General features: G+C 67.4%; 17 protein-coding genes. 10 read left to right on the top strand and 7 right to left on the bottom strand.

Annotation, left to right across the window (positions count from 1 at the left end):
* The first annotated feature begins 91 nt into the window (after nt 1-91).
* The 5 genes from ACN5W5_RS07100 (at nt 92) to ACN5W5_RS07080 (ending at nt 4,846) form a co-directional block, all read left to right on the top strand.
* On the top strand, nt 92-1,552 hold the full coding sequence (locus ACN5W5_RS07100) for an MFS transporter (RefSeq protein WP_420047833.1): 1,461 nt from the start codon (nt 92-94) through the stop codon (nt 1,550-1,552).
* A 216-nt stretch (nt 1,553-1,768) separates the two neighbouring features.
* Nucleotides 1,769-2,272 (top strand): YiaA/YiaB family inner membrane protein, encoded by a 504-nt coding sequence (locus tag ACN5W5_RS07095; protein WP_420047832.1) that lies wholly within the window; start codon nt 1,769-1,771, stop codon nt 2,270-2,272.
* A 57-nt stretch (nt 2,273-2,329) separates the two neighbouring features.
* A complete protein-coding gene (locus tag ACN5W5_RS07090) occupies nt 2,330-2,788 on the top strand; it encodes a hypothetical protein (protein WP_420047831.1) in 459 nt (152 codons plus the stop codon).
* Between the two features lie 128 nt (nt 2,789-2,916).
* Entirely contained in the window at nt 2,917-3,723 is an 807-nt protein-coding gene (locus ACN5W5_RS07085; protein ID WP_420047830.1) for a DUF2145 domain-containing protein, read from the top strand.
* A gap of 46 nt (nt 3,724-3,769) precedes the next feature.
* Nucleotides 3,770-4,846, top strand: a complete 1,077-nt coding sequence (locus ACN5W5_RS07080; protein WP_420047829.1) for a serine endopeptidase — start codon at nt 3,770-3,772, stop codon at nt 4,844-4,846.
* Between the two features lie 3 nt (nt 4,847-4,849).
* On the opposite strand, the gene ACN5W5_RS07075 is transcribed toward ACN5W5_RS07080, so the two are convergent.
* Complete coding sequence (locus ACN5W5_RS07075) at nt 4,850-6,040, bottom strand: MFS transporter (RefSeq protein ID WP_420047828.1); 1,191 nt, start codon at nt 6,038-6,040, stop codon at nt 4,850-4,852.
* A 227-nt stretch (nt 6,041-6,267) separates the two neighbouring features.
* On the opposite strand from ACN5W5_RS07075, the gene ACN5W5_RS07070 reads away from it, so the two are divergent.
* Complete coding sequence (locus tag ACN5W5_RS07070; RefSeq protein ID WP_420047827.1) at nt 6,268-6,696, top strand: c-type cytochrome; 429 nt, start codon at nt 6,268-6,270, stop codon at nt 6,694-6,696.
* 33 nt (nt 6,697-6,729) lie between these two features.
* Here ACN5W5_RS07070 and tgt read toward each other — a convergent pair whose 3' ends face one another.
* From tgt to ACN5W5_RS07050, 4 genes are all read right to left on the bottom strand, one after another.
* The gene (tgt, locus tag ACN5W5_RS07065; RefSeq protein WP_420047826.1) at nt 6,730-7,896 is read right to left on the bottom strand and encodes a tRNA guanosine(34) transglycosylase Tgt; all 1,167 of its coding nucleotides are present in this window, start codon (nt 7,894-7,896) and stop codon (nt 6,730-6,732) included.
* 147 nt (nt 7,897-8,043) lie between these two features.
* Nucleotides 8,044-8,415 carry a c-type cytochrome gene (locus ACN5W5_RS07060; protein WP_420047825.1) on the bottom strand — a complete coding sequence of 124 codons (372 nt, stop codon included), beginning with the start codon at nt 8,413-8,415 and terminating at the stop codon, nt 8,044-8,046.
* A 137-nt stretch (nt 8,416-8,552) separates the two neighbouring features.
* Nucleotides 8,553-8,705: a hypothetical protein gene (locus tag ACN5W5_RS07055; protein WP_420047824.1), complete on the bottom strand. Its 153-nt coding sequence runs from the start codon at nt 8,703-8,705 to the stop codon at nt 8,553-8,555.
* 78 nt (nt 8,706-8,783) lie between these two features.
* A complete protein-coding gene (locus ACN5W5_RS07050; RefSeq protein ID WP_420047823.1) occupies nt 8,784-9,701 on the bottom strand; it encodes a LysR family transcriptional regulator in 918 nt (305 codons plus the stop codon).
* Between the two features lie 111 nt (nt 9,702-9,812).
* On the opposite strand from ACN5W5_RS07050, the gene ACN5W5_RS07045 reads away from it, so the two are divergent.
* Genes ACN5W5_RS07045 through ACN5W5_RS07035 form a run of 3 tightly spaced genes read left to right on the top strand, consistent with a single transcriptional unit; the run spans nt 9,813 to nt 12,015 of the window.
* Nucleotides 9,813-11,201: an aromatic ring-hydroxylating dioxygenase subunit alpha gene (locus tag ACN5W5_RS07045; protein ID WP_420047822.1), complete on the top strand. Its 1,389-nt coding sequence runs from the start codon at nt 9,813-9,815 to the stop codon at nt 11,199-11,201.
* Nucleotides 11,198-11,689 (top strand): aromatic-ring-hydroxylating dioxygenase subunit beta, encoded by a 492-nt coding sequence (locus ACN5W5_RS07040; RefSeq protein WP_420047821.1) that lies wholly within the window; start codon nt 11,198-11,200, stop codon nt 11,687-11,689. Before ACN5W5_RS07045 ends, ACN5W5_RS07040 begins: the two co-directional genes overlap by 4 nt.
* 14 nt (nt 11,690-11,703) lie before the next feature.
* Nucleotides 11,704-12,015 (top strand): non-heme iron oxygenase ferredoxin subunit, encoded by a 312-nt coding sequence (locus ACN5W5_RS07035; RefSeq protein ID WP_420047820.1) that lies wholly within the window; start codon nt 11,704-11,706, stop codon nt 12,013-12,015.
* A 99-nt stretch (nt 12,016-12,114) separates the two neighbouring features.
* On the opposite strand, the gene ACN5W5_RS07030 is transcribed toward ACN5W5_RS07035, so the two are convergent.
* Nucleotides 12,115-13,122: a hypothetical protein gene (locus tag ACN5W5_RS07030; protein WP_420047819.1), complete on the bottom strand. Its 1,008-nt coding sequence runs from the start codon at nt 13,120-13,122 to the stop codon at nt 12,115-12,117.
* Between the two features lie 120 nt (nt 13,123-13,242).
* Nucleotides 13,243-14,349 carry a tRNA preQ1(34) S-adenosylmethionine ribosyltransferase-isomerase QueA gene (gene queA, locus ACN5W5_RS07025; RefSeq protein WP_420047818.1) on the bottom strand — a complete coding sequence of 369 codons (1,107 nt, stop codon included), beginning with the start codon at nt 14,347-14,349 and terminating at the stop codon, nt 13,243-13,245.
* 90 nt (nt 14,350-14,439) lie between these two features.
* Here queA and recG point away from each other — a divergent pair, with 90 nt between their 5' ends.
* On the top strand, nt 14,440-16,539 hold the full coding sequence (gene recG / locus ACN5W5_RS07020) for an ATP-dependent DNA helicase RecG (RefSeq protein ID WP_420047817.1): 2,100 nt from the start codon (nt 14,440-14,442) through the stop codon (nt 16,537-16,539).
* The last annotated feature ends 8 nt before the right edge of the window (nt 16,540-16,547 follow it).

Below are 16,547 nucleotides of genomic sequence, written 5' to 3'. Positions count from 1 at the left end.
CGTCGGGTGCACTTGTTGATTGCGTGGCGTGCGCCTTCCGCCAGCACGGCCCGCTCCCTAGCATCGGCTGATCCAGTTTTCGGAGCCCCCCATGTCTCTTCCCACCCCTTTTGATGCGGCCCCTGCCACAGCGGCCAAACCCCCTGCACCGGCCCTGAAACGCGTGCTGTTCAGTCTGTCTTTGGCGATGCTGCTGTCTTCTTTGGGCACCAGCATTGCCAACGTGGCCCTGCCCACCCTGACGCAGGCGTTTTCCGCGTCGTTTCAGGCGGTGCAATGGGTGGTGCTGGCCTATCTGCTGACCATCACGGTGGTCATCGTGACGGTGGGCCGCCTGGGCGACCTCGTGGGCCGTCGCCGGCTCATGCTGTGGGGTCTGGTGGTGTTCACCCTGGCGTCGGTTGCTTGCGGTGCGTCAACCACCCTGTGGCAGTTGATCGCCGCTCGGGTCGTTCAGGGCCTGGGTGCCGCCACCATGATGGCGCTGACCATGGCCCTGGTCAGCGAACGGGTGCCCAAGCACCAGGCGGGCAGCGCCATGGGCCTGCTGGGGACCGTGTCGGCGGTCGGAACCGCGCTGGGCCCCACGCTGGGCGGCCTGTTGATCGGTGTCTGTGGCTGGAACGCGGTGTTCTGGGTCCAGGTGCCGCTGGGTCTCCTGGCGCTGGTGATGGCCTGCCGCCACCTCCCACCCGATCAAGTTTCTACCGCAGTGAAGCCCATTCGTTTCGACCCCGTCGGCACGGTGCTGCTGGCCCTCTGCCTGGCGGCCTACTCGCTGGCCATGACGCTCGGGCGCGGTGCGTTCGGCCCCCTCAACGCGGGCCTGTTGCTCCTGGCCTTGCTCGGTCTGGGCGCCTTTGTCTTCGCCGAAACCAAGGTGGCAGCGCCTTTGGTGCGGCTGGCGACGTTCCGCCACCCGGTAATGGCCACCGGTTTTGCCGCGAGCGCGCTGGTCACCACTGTGGTGATGGCCACCCTGGTGGTGGGACCGTTTTACCTGGTGGGCGCGCTCCAGCTGGATGCAGCGCACATGGGGCTGGTGATGTCGGTTGGCCCGGCCGTGGCCGCCGTGTTCGGCGCGCCGGCCGGCCGCCTGGTGGACCGGGTGGGCTCGCAGCCGGTGGGCGCGGCGGGGCTGGTCACCATGTTCCTGGGCGCCGCCACGCTGCCGATCGCGGCCACCACCTGGGGCTCAGCCGGCTACGCGGGCGCGCTCGGCCTCATCACGGCGGGCTACGCCACCTTCCAGTCGGCGAACAACACGGCTGTGATGGCCAGCGCCACAGCGGACCAACGCGGTGTGGTGTCGGGCCTGCTCAACCTGTCGCGCAACCTGGGCCTGATCACAGGGGCATCGGCCATGGGGACGGTGTTCGGCTTTGGCGCGTCGACAAGCCTGGTGGCCACGGCGGGCGCGCAACAGCTGACGGCGGGCCTGCGCCTCACGTTTCTCGTGGCGGCGGCATTGGTGGCATTGGGCGGTGCGCTCACGTGGCTGGGCGCGACCGCTTCCCGTCGCATCACACCGCGTGCAGAGGCCCAGGCTTGAACCGTGGACTGGGCGGGCGCCCGTCTGCCAACGGGCGCCCGCTCCAGGTCGAGGGCGAACGAGGCCTTTGACGTGCGCTTCAGCCGCTGTGGGTCACAAAGTATTGGATATCGATCCTGAAAGGTCGATTTTTCGATTCCAGTAGTCAAATATGACCTCGAATACCCGCCACCATCCCACCATCACGCCATGTTCAACAACCCACCGAGGTTTCACATGGCCAGCAGCACCCGTTCCCCCCTCATCGTGATGCGCGACACCCGCGCCTGGCAGCTCCAGGTGTGGGTGTCGTTCGGCCTCGCGGTCTTTCTCTGCGCCACCGGGCTGGCGTACCTGCCGGGTCAGGCGCTGGACCGGGCGTTCATGGTGATGGGCTATGTGTTCTGTCTGTCCACGGTGTTCGTGTTGTCCAAGGCGGTGCGCGACACGCAGAAGGCCAGCCTCACGGGTGAGGCCGAGACGCCGATGTGGCGCCTGGTGGTCTGGGGTGGTTTCGGTGTGGCGATGGGGCTCACGCTCTGGGGCCTGCTGCGCATGCAGATCGACGAAACCTACAAGGCCTACCTGGGCGTGAGCTGGCTGTACCTGGTGACCTCGGCGTTCACCCTGGCCAAGACGCTGCGCGACCGCCACGAGGCGGACTTGGCCGAGGCCCATGTGGCGGGCCGCCAGCAGGCGCTGGCCGAACGCGCGGCCGCCACGACGCAGGTGGTGGCCTGAAGCGGCGTCTCTGCCCCCTCTTTCTATTGACCCAGTTTCCTTTTCAGGAGCATTGACATGACACGTTCTTTTCTGACCCAGACTTTTCTCGCCGCCGGCCTGGCGCTGGCCCTGGCCGCCGGCCCGGCCCGTGCGCAGAGCGAGGCTTCGCTGGTGCTGTCGGCGTTGCCCGTGGCTTCGGTGGTGGGGGTGGCGGGCAGTGCTGCCGCCGGCGCGGTGGCGGTCAGCGCGCTGCCGGTGGCGCTCACGGTGAGTGGCGCGGTGCTGGTGGTGAAGACGGTGGAGGTGTCGGCGCGCGGCACGGTGTTCGTTCTGGAGCGGGTGTCCGACGGCGCGCGGGCCAGTGTGGAGCTGACGGGGCGCGCCGCCTCGGGCGTGGCGGCCAGCGTGGGCACGGCGGTGGCGGTGAGCGTGATCGGCACCGGCGTGCTGCTCTCGGCGGCGGGCGAGGTGCTGTGCTTCATCCCCAACGAGTTGGGGCGCGCTCTTCTCCACAACGAAAGAATCACGTACTGACCCCCGCCGCGCCTGCGGCGCTTCCCCCCTTCAGGGGGCAACACCAGCGGCCCAGCAAAGCCGGTTCCGCGGTGTTTCCCGGTTGGAGCTTCCTCATGCGAGGCGTATCACTGTTTGCGAGATATCTCATGAAAACCTTTCTGAAACTGTGGGTCGTGTCCTGTGCGGCGGCTCTTTTTTTGACGGCGCCCAACGTACACGCCGGCCGTTCCTGCGAACAGCGCCCGATGACGCCGCAGACGCTGACGCAGGGCCTGGCGCTGGCGCAGCAGACGGCGCTGGCGCTGGATGCGGAGTTCGCCCGCAGCGGCGCGCGTGTGGTGGTGCTGGGCCGTGCCGGGCAAGACCTTGGCAAGTACCAGCTGCGCTACTCGCACCTGGGCTGGGCCTACAAGACGACCGAAGGGCCGTGGCGCGTGTTGCACAAGCTCAACCAGTGCGGCACCGGTACCGGCTCGATCTACCGCCAGGGGCTGGGCGAGTTCTTTCTGGACGACCTGTGGCGCCACGAGGCGGTGTGGTCGGTGCCCGCGCCCGCGCTGCAGGCGCCGCTGCTCGCGCTGTTGACCGACCCGGCACGCAGCCTGCGCCTGCACCAGCGCGACTACAACATGGTGGCCTACGCCTGGGGCACGCGTTACCAGCAGTCCAACCAGTGGGCGCTGGAGACAATGGCCATGGCGGCCGAGCCGGGCGTCACGAGCCGTGCGCAGGCGCAGGCCTGGCTGGGCTTCAAGGGTTACCAGCCGAGCACGCTGCGCCTGGGCGCGCTGACCCGGCTGGGCGCGAGCGCCAGTTCCGCGCACATCCGCTTCGACGACCACCCGAACGCGAAGCGCTTCTCCGACCGCATCGAAACCGTGACGGTGGATTCGGTGCTCGACTGGCTGGCGCGCACCGGCCTGGGCTCGGTACCGCAGCGGATCGCGCTGTGAGCGGGTTCACAATGCCGTCCAACAACCTGTTTCCGAGGGAAAGAACATGAGCAAGACCCTGCGCCTGTCCGAAAAGTGGTTCCACCGCGGCCTCTGGCTGGTGGCCTTCCTGTTTGCCTGGTTCCTGACCGGCCTGGGCAGCACCATCGTGGGGGATCTGCCGCAGGTGGAGCAGACCCGCTCGCTGGAAGACTACATGGACCCGCAGCGCACGCCCGTGCTCAAGGACGCCATCAAAACGGCAGAGCGTGCGGCCGAAGCAGCGCAGGCCGAGCTGGAGCAGGCACAGCTCAGGCTGCAGACGGCGCGCGCCGACAACCGCGCCGCGCGAGAGACTTTCGACAACTGGCTGGCCACGCGCAGCGTGACGCAGCGTTCGGAGCAGGACGACGAGGTGCTGGTGCGCACGCGCGAGCTGGACGGCCTGCGGCAGGCCGAACGCGCGGCGTTCTCGGCGGTCGAGCGGCAGCAGCAGGCGGCGCTGGACGCGCGCCAGGCGCAGGAACGCGCGCAGTCCGAGTTGCGCACCCTGCAGAACGGTGCGCGTGGCGCCTTTGTGGAGGCGCAGCGCGCGCAGGAGCTGCGCGTGTTCGGCTACCGCCTGGCGCTCACGCTGCCGCTGCTGGTGCTGGCGGGTTACCTGTTCAAGAAACACCGCAAGGGCTCGTCGTGGCCGTTCGTGTGGGGTTTCATCTTCTTCGCGCTGTTCGCCTTCTTCGTGGAGCTGGTGCCCTACCTGCCGAGCTACGGCGGCTATGTGCGCTACATCGTGGGCATCGTGCTCACGGTGATCGGCGGGCGCTACGCGATCCAGGCGCTGCAGCGTTACCTGGAGCGGCAGAAGCTCGCCGAGGCGCAGCCGGCCCAGACGCGCCAGCGCGAGATGGACTACGACCAGGCGCAGGCGCGCATGACGAAGAACATCTGCCCGGGCTGCGAGCGCACGGTGGACATGAAAGACGGCAAGACCGACTTCTGCCCGCACTGTGGCCTGTGCCTGTTCGACCACTGCGGGCACTGCAGCACACGCAAGAACGCGTTTGCGAGGTACTGCTTCTCATGCGGTGCGCCGGCCGAGGAGCCGATGACAGAACCGGCGCGTCCCGACGCCGGCGCGGCCTGACGTTCAGCGCGGGGCGTTTTTTTCCTCGCGCACCAGCCGCGCCATCGCCCACAAGCCCAGCGCCGGGCCCACGGCCAGCCAGGGCAGCAGCGCACCCAGGCTGACGGCCTGAGACAGCGAGACGAACAGCAGGATGCTCACGATGGAGATGCCGAACCCGATGCTGTTGGTGAGCGTGAGTACGCTGCCCACGGCCTGCGGCGGCGCGTTGCGCGCGGTGAGCGTGGAGAACTGCGGCGAGTCGCCGGAGACCGTGATGCCCCAGAGCACGAGCCAGCCGTAGAACAGCAGCGCGGGGGCGTCGATGACGACGGGCGTGGCCAGGCAGCAGAGCCCGCTGGTGGCGAGCTGCGCCGAAGCCACGCGCGCGCTGCCCCAGCGCTGCGCCACCCAGCCGCCGCCAGCGCAGCCGATGGCGCCTGCTCCCAGCACCCAGAACGCGGCCCACGACAGCTCGGCACCTTGCAGACGGGTGGCCAGCACCAGTGGCACCATCACCCACACGGTGTAGAGCTCCCACATGTGGCCGAAGTAGCCGAGCACTGAGGCGCGCACGCGGCCGTCCGTCCAGAGTGCACCGAGCGCGCGCCACTGCAGCGTGGTCACGCGGGCATGGGCGTGCGGTGGGTCATCGGTGCCGAAGAACAGCAGCAGCCCACCCGCCGCCGCGAGCGCGGCCACGCCGAGCATGAGCGTGGGCCAGGGCAGGCTGCCGCTGAGCGCCCGCAACGCGTGGGCGCTGGCCGAGCCGAGCACCAGCGCGCCGATCAGCAGGCCGAGCGCGGCACCGAGACCCTTGGTGTACCACTGCGCCGCGATCTTCATGCCCACGGGGTAGATGCCGGCGAGGAACACACCGGTGAGAAAGCGCCAGACCAGCAGGGCTTCGTACTGCGTCACCATGGCCCACGCGCCCACGGTGCAGGCGGCACCCGCGAGCGCGCAGAACAGGAATACCCGGCGCGGTGCAAATCGGTCCGCAATCGCGAGCAGGGCAAAGACCAGGGTGCCGACGATGAAGCCGAACTGCAGCGCCGAGGTCAGCGGCCCCACGGCGCTGGCCGGCCAGCCCAGTTCGCGCTGCAGGTCGGGCATCACGGCATTCACCGCGAACCACAGAGAAGTGCCCGCAAATTGCGCCAGCACGAGCACCGGCAGGATGTGGCGGGGTACTCGGGTTGGCTGCGGCGTCATGGCGCGTAGCTTACCTGCCGAGTGACTCGTGGGCCTGGAGCCAGGCTGTCCGCGCCTGAGGGAGCCGGGTACGTCGGCTGGTGCCATGCCATGTGCTGGGCCAATGGTCGGTTCTGCGTTGAGTGCGCTCAATCAGGCACAGGCGGAGGGAGTTCATGATGGTCTTGGTCCCGTGACCGAGAGCCTGAAGGCATCCAACCAGTCATTCATCTACAAGGAGAACCATCGTGAAGAACGCATTGAACAAAGCAGGAGTCGTTGCGGTCGGGCTTTCGCTGTGCAGCGGCCTGGCCTTGGCGCAGCCCAGCAATGACTTGGGCAAGATCGAATTTGTGAACAACTGCGCGGCTTGTCATGGCGTGGATGGCAAGGGCAACGGCCCACTGGGCAACCTGCTTCAGCGCAGCCCACCCGACCTCACAATGCTGGCCAAGAACAACAACGGTGTGTTGCCGATGAACCGGCTGTATCAGGTGATGGATGGTGTGGGAGTGCCCAGCCATGGTGCCCGCGACATGCCGATCTGGGGGAAGGAATACCTCATTGAAGAGTCGCAGAAGCTACGCGAAGCCAGAGGCTCTTTCGATGCTCCGGCGGTGGTGCGCGCGCGCATTCTCACCTTGCTGGAATACATCAGCCGCATCCAGGTCCGCTGATCGACAGCAAGCACCCTTGTCGCGAAGTGCCCCTCAGACGCCGCGCGCCCGGTCGGCCTTGAACTGCGCGCGGAAGGCTTCGAAGCGACCGGCGTCCAGTGCCTCGCGCACCTCGCGCATGAGGTTCAGGTAGTAGTGCAGGTTGTGGATGGTGGCCAGCATGGGGCTGAGCATTTCGCCGCAGCGGTCCAGGTGGTGCAGGTAGGCGCGGCTGAAACCGTCGCGCCCGCCCGCGTCCCAGTTCACGCCGCTTTTGCCCGCGCAGGCGTAGCAGGTGCAGGTGCTGTCCAGCGGCTGGTGGTCGGTCTTGTGGCGCGCGTTGCGGATCTTCAGGTCGCCGAAGCGGGTGAACAGCGTGCCGTTGCGCGCGTTGCGCGTGGGCATGACGCAGTCGAACATGTCCACACCGTCGGCCACGCCCTGCACCAGGTCCTCCGGCGTGCCCACGCCCATGAGGTAACGCGGCTTGTGCGCCGGCAGGCGGTGCGGCGTGTGCGCCATGATCTGCAGCATCTGTTCCTTGGGCTCGCCCACGCTCACGCCGCCGATGGCGTAGCCGGGGAAGTCCATCTCGACCAGCGCCTCCAGCGATTCCTGGCGCAGGTGCTCGAACATGCCGCCCTGCACGATGCCGAACAGCGCGTTGGGGTTTTCGAGCCGCGCGAACTCGTCCTTGGAGCGCACGGCCCAGCGCCGGCTCATCTCCATGCTCTTGCGCGCTTCGGCCTCGGTGGTGAGGTGGCCGTTGGTCTCGTAAGGTGTGCACTCGTCGAGCTGCATGACGATGTCGCTGTTCAGCCCGGTCTGGATCTGCATGCTGACCTCGGGTGACATGAAGAGCTTGTCGCCGTTGACCGGGGAGGCGAAGTGCACGCCTTCTTCGGTGATCTTGCGCATGGCGCCGAGCGACCAGACCTGGAACCCGCCCGAGTCGGTGAGGATGGGTTTGTTCCATTTCTCGAAGCCGTGCAGGCCGCCGAAGCTGGCCATGACCTCGCGGCCGGGCCGCATCCAGAGGTGGAAGGTGTTGCCCAGGATGATCTGGGCGCCCATGTCGTACAGGCTGGAGGGCATGACGCCCTTGACCGTGCCGTAGGTGCCCACGGGCATGAAGATGGGGGTCTCGACCACGCCGTGGTTGAGGGTGAGGCGGCCACGGCGCGCGTGGCCTTCGGTCTTGAGCAGTTCGAACTGGAGCATGGGGCGAATTGTCGCCGAGTGCTTCAGCGGGGATCAGACCACTTCAGCGGAGCAAGTGTCTTTCCCTGCGCATGCCGTGGAACCGGCTTTGCCGGGCCACCAGCGTGGCCCCCCTGTCAGGGGGAAGCCGCGCGGCGGCGCAGGGGATTACTTCAACCCCAGGATCCAGGCGACGAGTTTGCCGGCGTCGGCTTCAGAGATGGCGACCTTGTTGGGCGGCATGGCCAGACCGCTGACCTTGTCTTTCCAGTGGCTTTCGTAAGGGCTGGAGCCGGCGAGCACGGTGGTGGTCAGTTGCTGCTGGGCACCTTTTTGCCCCTTGTATTTGGCGGCCACGTCGCGCCAGGCCGGTCCGATGGGGGCGAGGCCACCCGGGCCTTTGGCGCCCGGCTCGATGTGGTGGCAGGTCATGCAGCCGCTGTTGGTGGCGAGTTTCAGGGCGGCGGCGTCATCGCCTGCGTCGGCCCAGACGGGGGTGGCGAGCAGGGTGGCGGTGAGGGTGAGCAGAAGGCGATTCATGGGCCATTTCTCCGGGTGCGTGAAGGGAATGCACGCAGGCTAGCAGGCCGAAATGCCACAAACTTGATCTTTGTCAATACGTCCGGGATGCGTCTCAAATCGAGACACGGGGGCCGATCCCGGCGACGAACGGGTGGTCAGCGCAGGAGTGCCACGCTGTCGCTGCTGATGAGCGGCGTGTGAGCCGGGGTGGGGCGGTCGTCGGAGCTGTCCCAGCCCCAGGCCAGCAGCACCGCCAGACCAAGCGACAGGACAAGGGCCAGGCCCAGACGCACCAACATTTCAATCACGGGATCACCTGCAGCAAGAATTTGCGATGCCCGTGATTGTGACGGCAGTCTGGGGGTGGTTCAGTGCGGCCGCCAGCATCATGCGGTTTCCGGTGCGCCAAAGTGCGTCGCGACCAGCGCGCGCAGCCACTGGTGGCCGGGGTCGCGGTGCAGCTGGGCGTGCCAGAGCTGGGCGATGTGGCTGGCGGGCAGCTTGAGGGTGAGCGGGCGGGCAACGAGGCCGAAGGGCGCGGTCACGCGATCGGCAAAGCGCTCGGGCACGGTCGCGATCAGATCGCTGCCGCCCAGCACATGGCCCAGCGCCACGTAGTGCGGCACCGTCAACCGCACCCTGCGCACCACGCCCAGCCGCTCCAGGGTCGCGTCCACCAGGCCGTGGCCGGTGCCGGTCGAGACCACGCGCACGTGGCTGGCCTGGCGGTACTGCGCGGCGGTGATCTGCGTCCGCATGGCCAGCGGATGGCCGGCGCGCATGAGGGCCACGTAGTGCTGGCGAAACAGCGTCTGCTGGAAAAAGCCGGCCTGCAGTTGCGGCAGCAGGCCCAGCGCCAGATCGACCCGCCCACTGGCCATGTCGTCGCGCAGCGAGGCGTCGGCCACGGGCACGCACTGCAGCGTGACGCGCGGCGCCGCTTGCGCCAGCGCGTCCACCAGCACGGGCAGGAAATAGGTTTCACCGACGTCGGACATGGCCAGCGTGAAGCAGCGCTCGCTGGTGGCGGCTTCGAACGAGGCGCGCACGTTCAGGGCTTCGCGCAGCGTGTCCAGCGCCTGCGCCACCGGGCCAGCGAGCTGCAGGGCGTAGGGCGTGGGTTCCATGCCGCCCGGCGTGCGCAGGAACAGCTCGTCGCCCAGCAGGCCACGCAGGCGGCGCAAGGCGTTGCTCACCGCCGGCTGGCTCAGGCCCAGCGCTTCGGCCACGCGCGAGACGCGGCGCTCGCGCAGCAGCCGGTGAAACACCACCAGCAGGTTGAGGTCGATCTCGTGCAGGTTCATTGGCGTTCATTATTTCGATGGTGAATACAGGCTATCACGCCGTTTCGATTGCTGGATAGGGAACGATTGGCGATCATGCGGGTGAATTCGACAGAAAACCGGAGACACGCCATGACCACCGAGGCCCCCATCGCCAGCCCGGATGCCCTGCACTGGGAGCTGGGCGGCACCAGCCGCATCCCCTTCGCCGTCTACACCGATCAACAACGCCACCAGCGCGAACTGGAGCGCTTCTTCTACAAGGGCCACTGGTGTTACGTCGGCCTGGAAGCGGAAATCCCCAACGCAGGCGACTTCAAGCGCACCGTGGTCGGCGAGCGCTCGGTCATCATGACCCGCGCCGCCGACGGCGCGATCCATGTGGTGGAGAACGTCTGTGCGCACCGTGGCATGCGTTTCTGCCGCAAGCGGCATGGCAACCAGACCGAGTTCGTCTGCCCCTACCACCAGTGGAGCTACGCCTCCAACGGTGACCTGCAGGGTGTGCCGTTCCGGCGCGGCGTGCGGCAGGACGGCAAGGTCAATGGCGGCATGCCGGCCGACTTCAACCCCAAGGACCACGCGCTCACCAAGCTCAAGGTGGCGGTGCGCGGCGGTGTGGTGTTCGCCAGCTTCGACCACGACGTGGAGTCGCTCGAAGACTACATGGGGCCGACCATCCTGCGCTACTTCGACCGCCTGTTCAACGGCCGCAAGCTCACCATCCTGGGCTACAACCGCCAGCGCATCCCGGGCAACTGGAAGCTGATGCAGGAGAACATCAAGGACCCCTACCACCCCGGCCTGCTGCACACCTGGTTCGTCACCTTCGGTCTCTGGCGCGCCGACAACAAGAGCGAACTGCGCATGGACGCGCACCACCGCCACGCGGCCATGGTCTCCACGCGCGGCAGCATGGGCCAGGCCAGCGGCCAGGCGGCGCAGGTGACCCAGGTGTCGAGCTTCAAGGCAACGATGGAGCTGGAGGACAAGCGCTTCCTGGACATCGTGCCCGAGCCCTGGTGGCAGCTGGGTGAGCAAGAGCCGGCGCCGCCGGGCCGCCCCAAGGCGCCGGACGCCCCCTCGGGGGGCAGCGAAGGACACGAAGTGCCGAGCGTGGGGGTTCAAGTTCCCACGGCGGTCATGACCACGCTGTTCCCCAGCGTGATCTTCCAGCAGCAGGTTAACAGCGTGAGCACGCGCCACATCCAGCCCGACGGCCACGGCGCCTTCGACTTCGTGTGGACACATTTCGGGTTTGAGGACGACACGGCCGAGATGACCGAGCGCCGCCTGCGCCAGGCCAACCTGTTCGGTCCGGCCGGCTTTGTGAGCGCCGACGACGGCGAAGTCATCGAGTTCTCGCAGCAGGCCTTCGAGAGCAAGCCGCAGCACCGCGCGCTGGCCGAGCTGGGCGGGCGCGAGGTGGACGAGACCGATCACATGGTCACCGAGACGCTGATCCGCGGCATGTATGAGTACTGGCGGAAAGTCATGGAAGCCCCGGAGTTCAAGCCATGAGCGCGCTGGTCAAGGTCGACTTCGACACCTGGCAGGCGCTGCAGCAGCTTTACAGCGACTACGCGGCCGCCGTGGACAGCGGGCAGTGGGAGCTGTGGCCCGAGTTCTTCACCGCCGACGGCGTCTACAAGCTGCAGCCGCGTGAGAACCACGAGCGCGGCTTCCCGCTCTCAACGCTCGCCTTCGACAGCCAGGCCATGCTGCGCGACCGGGTGTACGGCATCCAGGAGACGCTGTTCCACGACCCGTATTACCAGCGCCACGTGGTCGGTGCGCCGGTGGTGCGCGAGGTGGATGTGCAGGGGCGCTGGCATTGCGAGGCCAACTACGCGGTGTTCCGCACCAAGCTCGACGGTGCGAGCAGCGTGTTCAACGTCGGTCGCTACTTGGACATCGTGGTGAACACACCGCAAGGGTTCAAGTTCGCCCAGCGCCTGTGCATCTATGACAGCGAAATGATCCCCAACTCCATCATCTACCCCATCTGAACAGGACGATCTTCATGAGCAACTGGACCGACGTGGCCGCCGAGGCCGATCTGTTCGAAGGCGCGGGCATCCCGGTGGCGCCGGGCGGGCGCGACATCGCGTTGTTCGCGGTGGATGGCGAGGTCTTCGCGACCGACAACCTCTGCACCCACGGCCATGCCAGGCTGTGCGACGGCTTCGTGGAGGGGCACGAGATCGAGTGCCCCCATCATCAGGGCCGCTTCGATCTGCGCACCGGCGATGCCACCTTGGCGCCCTGCACCGAGGCCATCAAGGTCTGGCCGGTGAAGGTCGAGGGTGGACGAGTCTGGCTGGATCTGGGATGACGGCGATCTGACGCACTTCGCGCCCCTGGCAACGCGTGGGGTTGCGCTGTGATGCGTTCACCCGGGAAGGGCGCCGGCCAGCAGCAGTGGTCTTCGCCGTCACCGGCTGTAGAACCGCCTGAGCACCTGCAGTTCGGCTCGCACGACCGCCAGACGGGTCTGGACTTCCCGGACAGAGCCGACAACGGTGGCCTCGTCCTCGTCCGTCAATGCCACGCCATGGCCCGGAAGGACATGACCATCGCGCATCGACTGGCGCAGGTTGCGAACAGATTCCTCGACGAAGACCACCGACCCGTTCAGCGCGTCGCAGATGTCCGTGGCGTTTTTGATCATGAACTCTCCATATTGAAGCCCTTGCGCCTGGCGGGCCGCATCGAAAAACGGGCTATGCCCGTCGATATAGAGACTGAGCACCTTCTCGACAATGGCCTCCTGGCTTTGACCGATCCGGATCCGATCGAAGAGGTCCTTGGCCACGTCGGCCTGGGCCGCCAGGATGTCCCGGCGCCACAGGGGATTCAGCAGCCGGGATGGGTCGTCATAGAGGCGGCGCTGGTAGATCACGAGCCGCCTGAAGGCGGCTCCAAAGCGGGTCTCCAGCAGGTCGGCTGGTTCGGTGGCACACACTGGGCGCAGCAGTGACTGCACGAACTCGTGAATCAGCGTGTAGCTCTGCGCGGTGTCCCGGATGAGGATCAGGCTGTGACCCGCCGCACAAAAATCTGAGCTTCCGTGAAGTATCTGGCCTTCGTAGGATTCGAGAAAACCCGCCTGCCGGAGCAGTTCCGGTGCTGCCAGCGGCAGCCCCGCCAGCAGCGGGTTCAAGGGCAGGACGGGTGCCTCACTGCGCACCAGCCTGACATCGCCCCCCCAGCGGTGGATCGTCTCGAGCAGGCGCTCCGGTGTGCTGTGAGTCACTTCATACACCGCGTTCATGTTCAGCGTCTGGGCAAACGGGAACGGCTGGTACGCCCACTGCGCAAGGTCGGCCCGCGAGACCATGGGCCACAACAACACAACGAGCATCGCCGAGCAGCACGCAACCCTGCGCACGCCTGAGGCCAGGCAAAGCACGATCCTTGACGGTGTTTCGGCGCTGAGCATGGAGGGCCAAGTTTCGGAAGAAATGCTCCGATGGCAGGGGCTGTTCGTTGGCGGAGTGCGGGCGCTCAGTTTGCCTCTATTTCTGCGCAGCTTTGAAACTGGATCGTCCGATGTCCAACGTCAGGCCCGGCATCGCGCCAGCAGCATCGCATCGCCGTAGCTGAAGAAGCGGTAACCCTGCGCCACCGCGTGGCGGTAAAGCGCCATCACGTGGTCGTGGCCGGCGAAGGCGCTGACCAGCATCATCAGCGTGCTCTTGGGCAGGTGGAAGTTGGTGACCAGCACGTCGACCACCTGGAACTGGAAGCCCGGCGTGATGAAGATGTTGGTGTCGCCCGCGGTCTCGCCGCTGCGCGCCCAGCTCTCCAGCGTGCGCACGCTGGTCGTGCCCACGGCCACCACGCGGCCGCCGCGCGCGCGGCAGTCGGCGATGGCCTGGACGGTTTCGGGCGGGATCGCATAGCGCTCGTGGTGCATCACGTGGTCTTCGATGCGCTCGGTCTTCATCGGCGCGAAGGTGCCCGCGCCCACGTGCAGCGTCACGTTCGCGCGCTGAACGCCGCGTGCTTCCAGCGCAGACAGCACGCTCTCGTCGAAATGCAGCGCGGCGGTGGGCGCGGCGACGGCGCCGGGCACGCGTGCGAACACGGTCTGGTAGCGGCGCTCGTCGTCGGCGTCGTCCGTGTGCGTGATGTAGGGCGGCAGCGGCACATGACCGTGGCGCGCCATCAGTTCGTAGGGCGTTTCGCCCGCCGGGCCTTGCAGCCGCAGGCGGAACAGCTGGCCCTGCTCATCGGGCCAGCGGCCGAGGAACACCGCGTCGAAGCCACCGTTTTTCAGCCCGCCCGACAGGTGAAGCAGACCCCCCGGCAGAGGCTTCTTGCTCACGCGGATGTGCGCCACGACCTCCTGCCCCGAGCCGTCCTGTGCCTCGTGCGGCAGCAGCACGCGCTCGATCAGGATCTCGAACTTGCCGCCGCTGGCCTTCTCGCCGAACAACCGGGCCTTGACCACCTGCGTGTCGTTGAACACCAGCAGGTCGCCGCAGCGCAGCAGACTGGGCAGCTCGCGGAAGATGCGGTCCACCGGCTGGGCGCCCGTGCCATCGAGCAGGCGCGAGGCGCTGCGCTCGGTGGCGGGGTGCTGGGCGATCAGTTCGTCGGGAAGCTGGAAATCGAAGTCGGCGACGGTGAAGCCGTGGGCCGATGGAGATGGGGAAGCGGTCATGCTGCTTGAGGGCCGGACAAGGCCCGTTCCAAGTGGATGTGGCCGGGAAGTGGCCAAAAGGGTGGATAAAAAGACAGGCAGAATTGTCCCATGCCCGACGCCAAGCCCGCCCCTCGCAAGGAACTCTCTGCCCCGCAGAAGGCCCTGCACAAACTGGGGCTCACGCGCGACATCGATCTGGCGCTGCACCTGCCGCTGCGCTACGAAGACGAAACCCGCGTGGTGCGTCTGACCGATGCACGCGACGGCCAGACCGTGCAGGTCGAAGGCACGGTGACACACCAGGAGATCACCATGCGCCCGCGCCGCCAGCTGCTGGTGACGCTGGACGACGGCTCGGACACCTGCACCCTGCGTTTCTTCAGCTTCTACCCCTCGCACCAGAAGGCGCTGGCCGTGGGCGCTCGCGTGCGGGTGCGCGGCGAGGTCCGTGGCGGTTTCATGGGACGCACCATGGTGCACCCGGCTTTTCACGCCGCCGGGGGTGAACTGCCCGACGCGCTGACACCGGTCTACCCCACCAGCGCCCAGCTGCCCCAGGCCTACCTGCGCAAGGTGGTGGCCAGTGGGCTGGCTCGCGCTGACTTGTCTGAAACCATTCCGCCGGAACTGCTGGGCAGCCTGCAGCGCGTGGTGCACGGCACCTGGACCCTGCGCGACGCGCTGCGCTACCTGCACCACCCGGGGCCGGACGTGTCGCTCGACGCGCTCGAAGACCGCAGCCACCCGGCCTGGCAGCGGCTGAAGGCCGAGGAGCTGCTGGCGCAGCAGCTCTCACAGCTGACGGCGAAGCGCGAACGCGATGCCTTGCGTGCGCCGGTGCTGCGTACCGCGGCAGGCGGCCTGCACGAGCAGCTGCTGGCTGTGTTGCCCTTCGCACTGACCGGCGCACAGCGTCGCGTGGGTGAAGAAATCGCTCGCGATCTGGCCCGCCACGTGCCCATGCACCGCCTGCTGCAGGGCGACGTGGGTTCGGGCAAGACGGTGGTGGCCGCGCTGGCCTCGGCGATCGCCATCGACTCGGGCTGGCAGTGCGCGCTGATGGCGCCCACCGAAATCCTGGCCGAGCAGCATTTCGCCAAGCTCATCGGCTGGCTGGAGCCGCTGCTCGCGCCGCTGGGCAAACGTGTCGCCTGGCTCACCGGCAGCCAGAAAAAGAAGCAGCGCACCGAGATGCTGGCCCTGATCGCCAGCGGCGAGGCCGCGCTGGTGGTCGGTACGCACGCGGTGATCCAGGACCAGGTGGTGTTCCAGAACCTGGCGCTGGCCATCATTGACGAGCAGCACCGGTTTGGCGTGGCGCAGCGGCTGGCGCTTCGCTCCAAGATGACCGAGGGCGATGATGGACAGTCGCGCGAGCCGCACCTTCTGATGATGACGGCGACGCCGATCCCCCGGACCTTGGCCATGAGCTACTACGCCGACCTCGACGTCTCCACCATCGACGAGCTGCCACCCGGCCGCACGCCCATCGTCACCAAGGTGGTGTCGGACCAGCGCCGGCACGAGGTGATCGAACGCATCCGGGCGCAGGTGGCGCAGGGGCGGCAGGTGTACTGGGTCTGCCCGTTGATCGAAGAGAGTGAGGCGCTGGACCTGTCCAACGCCACGGAGACCCACGCGGAGTTGAGTCAGTCCCTCCCGGGCGTCCTGGTCGGCTTGCTGCACTCGCGCATGCCGGTGGCCGAGAAGAAGGCGGTGATGTCGCTCTTCACCAGCGGCCACATGGGTGTGCTGGTGTCCACCACCGTGATCGAGGTGGGCGTCGACGTGCCGAACGCCTCGCTGATGGTGATCGAACACGCCGAACGTTTCGGCCTGAGCCAGCTGCACCAGCTGCGCGGCCGTGTGGGGCGCGGCGCGGCGGCGTCGGCCTGCGTGCTGCTCTACACGCCACCCGACGGCGGGCGCCTCGGCGAAACCGCGCGCGAGCGCCTGAAGGCCATGGCCGAGACCAACGACGGCTTCGAGATCGCGCGCCGGGACCTGGAAATCCGCGGCCCGGGCGAATTTCTCGGCGCGCGCCAGTCGGGGGCCGCGATGCTGCGGTTTGCCGATCTCGCCACCGATGGCCACCTGCTGGACTGGGCGAGAACGGCGGCGGCACAGATGCTGCAACAGCATCCCGGCGCCGCCGAAAAGCACATCGCCCGCTGGCTCGGCAGCAAAGCCGAATACCTGAAAGCCTGACGAGGACC

This window comes from Hydrogenophaga sp. ZJX-1, from assembly GCF_048590325.1.
GTDB lineage: Bacteria > Pseudomonadota > Gammaproteobacteria > Burkholderiales > Burkholderiaceae_C > Hydrogenophaga.
The sequence above is the reverse complement of the archived record's forward strand: the minus strand, read 5'-3'. Positions and strand labels throughout refer to the sequence as shown.